The 5,298-nt window shown below is 71.9% G+C and carries 3 protein-coding genes and 2 pseudogenes; all 5 read right to left on the bottom strand.

The features are described from left to right. Nucleotides 1-139 (bottom strand): annotated as a pseudogene (locus ACWEN3_RS40740) (DUF993 family protein); the annotation flags it as partial. Continuing rightward, a pseudogene (locus ACWEN3_RS40735) lies at nucleotides 138-644 on the bottom strand (hypothetical protein); the annotation flags it as partial. The pseudogenes ACWEN3_RS40735 and ACWEN3_RS40740, both read right to left, overlap by 2 nt. Before the next feature lie 38 nt (nucleotides 645-682). After that, entirely contained in the window at nucleotides 683-2,542 is a 1,860-nt protein-coding gene (locus ACWEN3_RS40730; protein ID WP_452982048.1) for a tetratricopeptide repeat protein, read from the bottom strand. Beyond that, on the bottom strand, nucleotides 2,539-3,699 hold the full coding sequence (locus ACWEN3_RS40725) for a caspase family protein (protein WP_452982045.1): 1,161 nt from the start codon (nucleotides 3,697-3,699) through the stop codon (nucleotides 2,539-2,541). Before ACWEN3_RS40725 ends, ACWEN3_RS40730 begins: the two co-directional genes overlap by 4 nt. 3 nt (nucleotides 3,700-3,702) lie before the next feature. After that, the gene (locus tag ACWEN3_RS40720; protein ID WP_452982042.1) at nucleotides 3,703-4,866 is read right to left on the bottom strand and encodes a hypothetical protein; all 1,164 of its coding nucleotides are present in this window, start codon (nucleotides 4,864-4,866) and stop codon (nucleotides 3,703-3,705) included. Between the last annotated feature and the right edge of the window lie 432 nt (nucleotides 4,867-5,298).

Genomic DNA, 5,298 nt, shown 5'->3' with positions numbered 1-5,298 from the left:
ATGCGTTCCTCGGCGAGCTTCGGATCGGGGAACAGGCCGAGTCCGTCGGCGAGTTCGTAGGCGCGGGCGAGATGCGGGAGGGAGCGGGCCGACTGAGGCCGCCGACCATCGTGAAGTGCGACTGGTGGCCCGCGAGCCACGGCGTTGGGCGCGCCGAGCGCCTCCAGCCGCTTGATCTTCCGGCGTACGACATAGAGCGGGACGACTCCGAAGACCCCGAAGGACATGTCGATCAGGGTCCACCAGAAGGGGATGTGGCGGATCGGCCCGCAGACGAGGGCGAGCGGGATGATGCCGGCGCAGGCGATCATGCCGAACTCGACCACCCAGATGTTGCGCACCGGGTCGCGGTACGGGCCGTAGAAGGCGACCGCGATGACGAGATGGGCGAACGCCAGCCAGTCCGTGCCGTAGAGGACGAACGGGTACTCGGCGTCGACGGCGTCGAGTCCGTTCCGCACCCGCTCGATCCACGCCATCAGCCCGGGCAGCCGGTCCGGCACGGACAGCGCCCGCAACACGCTTTCCGTCCAGTGCAGTTCATGCACCAGCGGGAAGGCGGTGGCCCCACTGAGCACAAGACACACCACGAAGAAGGCCAGCCAGACGCGAATGCCCTTCAACAGGGCGGCTCTGTCGCTCATGTCAGGAGCCTACGCCCGAAGTTGAACATGTTCAAAAGTCATTCGGCGGTGGGGTCGGTCGCGGCGGGGCGGGCGTAGTGGGTGAGGTCCTTGCCCATGCGCCGGTAGCTGTTCTCCGGGCCGGCGCGAGGGGTGGCGGCGGGGGCCAGCGCCCAGTCGTCGTCGGGCAGCGCCCACGCGTCCGCGTCGAACATCGCCTTGGCCGCCTTGTAGAACGCCTGCTGGGCCAGCTCCTCCTTCTGCGCGTCCATGTAGGCGGCGACGCGGCGTTTCAGCGCCCAGTCGTTCGCCGGGTTGATCTCGACGGCACGGTTGAGGTCGTCCAGGGCACGGTCCGTCTTGCCCATGAGCCGGTACGTCTCTCCGCGGCCCGCGATGCACCAGTCGTAGTCCGGCTGGAGTTCTATGGCGCGGTCGAGATCCGCCAGGGACTCCACGTAGCGGTTCTCGTACCGGTGGATCGCGCCGCGGGTGGCATAGGCCCAGGCCAGGTCCGGGTCCAGCTCCAGGGCCCGGTCGGCGTCCCGCAGGGCGTTCTCGTTGTCGCCTTGCAGACGGTAGGCGGCGGCCCGGGCCGCCAGGGCCGGCGCGTGGTCCGGCCGGGCGGCGAGCACCGCCTTGAAAGCGGCGACCGCGTCGGCGTACTGGCCTTCGGCCAGCCGGCGCATGCCGTGCCTGAAGTGGTCCTGCCGGCCGCGCCGCGTCGACCAGCCGAGGGTCGCGGCCCAGTCCTCGGCCACCAGCGGTACGGCGCGGTTGGGGCGCTCGTGGAGGTACACCCCCTCGTGTCCCGGCGCGTCCGGGCGGCTGCCGTGGAAGGCGAGGAAGGGGCTGCGGGTGTCGGCGGCGGCCCGGTACCCCTCGCAGGCGACGAGCGTCCTGCGCACGGCCTGCTCGTGGGTGGTCGGTGTCCGGGCCAGCAGTCGCAGGGCGTCGAGCAGATGGCGCAGCCCCAGCGTCAGGGTGGGCATGCCGAAGGCGGTCGCCCGGAGGAAGAGCTGGCACAGGGTGTCCGCGGACCGCTCGGCGCCGGTCTGCCGCATGTCGTCGAGTGCGCCGCACGCGGCGATGACAGCGCCGTCGGCGGTGCCGGCCGTGCTGACCAGGACGGTACGCAGCATCGCCGCCCGGAGCACCGGGTCGAGGGCGGGCAGATGGTGGCCCAGGGCGGCCGCCACGACGTGCGGGCAGGTGGAGGATGCGGAGTAGCCGCCGATCAGCCAACGGGCCACGGACAGGGCGTCGTTGACGGCGCCGGCGGAGCTGTAGCCGAGCAGGGCGTGGGCGCCCGTCTCCGGCGTCAGGCAGCTCACGTGCAGGCCGGGCACCTCGGCCCAGACGGGGCGTACGGTCACGTGGACCGTGTCGTGCAGCGGGAGCGTGGTGAGGGTCCAGGGGCCGGTGCCGACTCCGGTCTGGATCATGTGCGGGACGGGCTCCAGCGCGTTGAAGGTCAGTCGCACGCCCGTCGGTTCACGCTGTGCGGGCGGGTCCGGCCAGGGCACCGACTGCCAGCCGGGTCCGCGCGCGGCCCACAGGCGTGCCCAGGAGGTGGCGTAGGCGCCGTGCCGGAAGTCCTGGTACTCGTGGGTGACGGAGGGTGACAGCACGGCGGACGGGGTCAGCCAGGGTGCCGGACTCAGTTCGTCCAGATCGACGACGCAGTGTGCGACACCGCGTGCGACCGTGGTCAGCCGGCCGTCCACGGCGAGCCCCGACGGCAGTACGGCCCTGACCGTGTAGGCGCCGCGGGGCAGCGACACGGTGTGCTCGGCGCCCACGAGGACGATCTCCTCGCGTCGCCCGCGGCCCTGAGTGTCGGTCACATGGACGCGGACGGGCGCCCCGTGCAGCGTGTCGTCCGCGGCCCGCAGCAGGATGCCCAGTGTCCCGGTCATGCGTCACGCACCTGGAAGCTCATCACGGACTGCGGCGGCAGCACGCACTGGGTGCGGGACAACGCCCGCCGGTCGCAGACGGCGCGGACCGTGTAGACGCCGGCCCGCAGGTCGATGCGCCATTCCTGCCGGTTCGCGCCGTCCACGCTGTGCAGCCGGGCCGTGGCCGGTCCGGTCGCCACGGCCGGGGAGCCGGCGTCGTGGGGCGTGCACCTGACGGTCGTGCGCGCCGTGGCCTCGGGGGGCAGGCACCGTACGATCAGGCGGGCCGGCGGAGGCCCGTCGAGCCGGTAGAGCACCGCGTCGCCGAGGTTGATGCTCTCCACGCCGCGCGAGAGGGTCAGCAGGTCGAGTTCCTCGCGCAGCAGCACGTCGATGCTGCGCCTGATGCCGTCCATGCCCACGACCCACTGCCCGTGTTCGTCGGTGGTCGCCGCCTGTCCGTCCAGGGCGCGTATGAGGGCCCGGGTCAGGAACGAGACCTCGCCGGTGCGGGCGCCGGCCGGGTCGGACATGGGCATCCGCAGGGTCATCTCGTTCTGGCAGACGTTGATCGCGAAGAGGTCCGGGTCGGACAGGGGCTGCACGCCGGCGGGCGGCCTGCGGGGCCAGTCGACCCGGCACGCGTCGATGATCATCCACTGGGTGCGGGGACCCTTCTGGTGCAGCGCGAGCCGTGTCTCGTCGAAGTCGAAGGCGTGGGCGAACGGGGTCTCCGCGTACTTGTTGAAGTCGCTGGCCAGCAGGAACTGCCCGTCTGCCTGTACTCCGTGGCCGCAGAAGTAGAAGACGGCGATGTTGTCGGGGTCCTCGGCGCAGCGGGACAGCCACACCGAGAACCGTTTGCGGATGGCGTCGATGGTCGCGTCGCCGTGGGCGTTGTCCGGCAGGCCGGCGGGAGCGTGCCCTGGGGCGACGGAGAGCAGGAGGTCCACGCTGGCCAACGGCGTGATCCAGTTACCGTTGGCGCCGGCGCGCAGCCATTCGGCGAGGGCGAGCGCCGAGTGCGGCGGCGAGGTCAGCCGCGGCGCGAACGAGGCGGCCGGCCGGGTCGGGGCGTACGGCTCGGTGTCCTGCGCGAGGTAGGGGTAGTGGCCCACGCCGATGACGAGAGCGTGGATGCCCGGACCCGAGTGCCGTGGTGCTTCGTAGAACAATGGTCAGGTCTGCCTCTCGCTGAGGTGGCCGGCCAGCCGCAGGAAGAAGCCGGGCCGGCTCAGATACGAGCTGTGGGCGTGCAGCAGGCCCCGCCCCGTCGAGTACCGCATGTCCTCGGCGCCGTCGAAGACGGGGGCGGCCAGGAAGGACAGGCTGTCGTTGATGTCGTAGACGTTCAGCCGGCGCCCGATGCCGGCGGGTGGGCGCACGGGTCGTGGGGCCGCGTCCGGCGGCCGGGGCACGTGGGGGAAGAGGCCCAGCTCCGCGAGCAGGCCGACCTGGGAGCCGACCGTGACGAAGGTGTCGACCGCGACGCTCGGGGCCGGTTCGGGGCGGGTGAGCAGGTCGAAGCAGATGCTGCCGCCCATGCTGTGGGCGATGACGACCAGATGCGGGTCCCCGGCGTCGCGGAGCCGGTCACCCTCCTCGATCGCCGCCGCGACGCGCTGTGCGACGGGGCCGAGCGCCCCCGTACGGCCCTGCTGCTGGACGTAGACCAGGACGTCGCCCAGGAAGAGGGCGACCCCGTGATGAACCGGGCGGCGCGCATGAGAGAGCAGCGCCGTGCTGCCCGCCCGAGGCAGAGCACCGGCGAGCCGCGCGCCGCTCTCCCGGTAGCGCGCGAGCGCCAGAGGAGAGACGGCCGCGGTGCCGAAGGCCTCCAGCGCCGGTGCTGTGTCGCCGTTGGCCAGCGCGCCGATGAACTGCGGGTCGTCCGTGACGTGGTCGAGCCATCCGGGGTGCGGGTTCCGCAGGGCGTACGCGGCGGCCCGTTCCGCCAACTCGGCCGTCGCCGCCGCCTCCTTGCCCCGCAGAGACGCTTCGGCGGCCTCCGACAGCAGGTCAAGGGCGTCGGACAGCGACGACTGCCGTGCCGTCACCAGGAGAGGAGCCCGCTGGTACTCCTCCCCCGCAGGCTGTAACTCCAGTTCGGCCGGCGGCCCGAACGTCTCGGTACGCGAGGACACTGAGGGCAGGGTGGCCTGGTTCCAGCCGAACTCGGCGCCCAGATCGCCCCAGTAGCAGTCCACGACGGACAGCGGCCCGGGACCACGGAGCAGCGGGCCGGCCAGACAGGCGTGTGTCAGGGCCGTACGGGCGGCGACGGCCCGTTCGCAGTCGCGCCCCGCCCGGGTCGCGACGCCATGGACGAACACCACGGGCATGCGGCTCCCCCCGGCCGCGGGCGGCCGCCCCGGCACGGCACCCCTTGCCCGGAAGGTACCGCCACCGGGCCGCTTTGCCCAGAATGCCGACCTTCTGAACTGACGTACGAGGCCACCGTCGGTAGCAGTCCTCCCGCCCCCTCGCGGATGTACAGCGGACGGGGCCTGCCCGAGGCACGGAGCACGCGGACTTGTTCCCGATGCGCCCCCCTGGGGGACCACATCCGCGTCGTCCAAGGCCGTTCGAGCGCGTGGATGCGTCAACCAGCCACCGTTGCCCTTGCATTACCGAGACATGAGAATTCATTGAACCCGTCACCGTAGGGTCGAAAGCCGCGACTGCGAACGGGGGTTCATCGATGGGTGACGGCAAGGTCCCCGGCAAGGTTCTGGACATCAAGACCGCCGACATCAAGGCGGCGGCGCCTGCTT

This window comes from Streptomyces sp. NPDC004561, assembly GCF_053602155.1.
The sequence above is the reverse complement of the archived record's forward strand: the minus strand, read 5'-3'. Positions and strand labels throughout refer to the sequence as shown.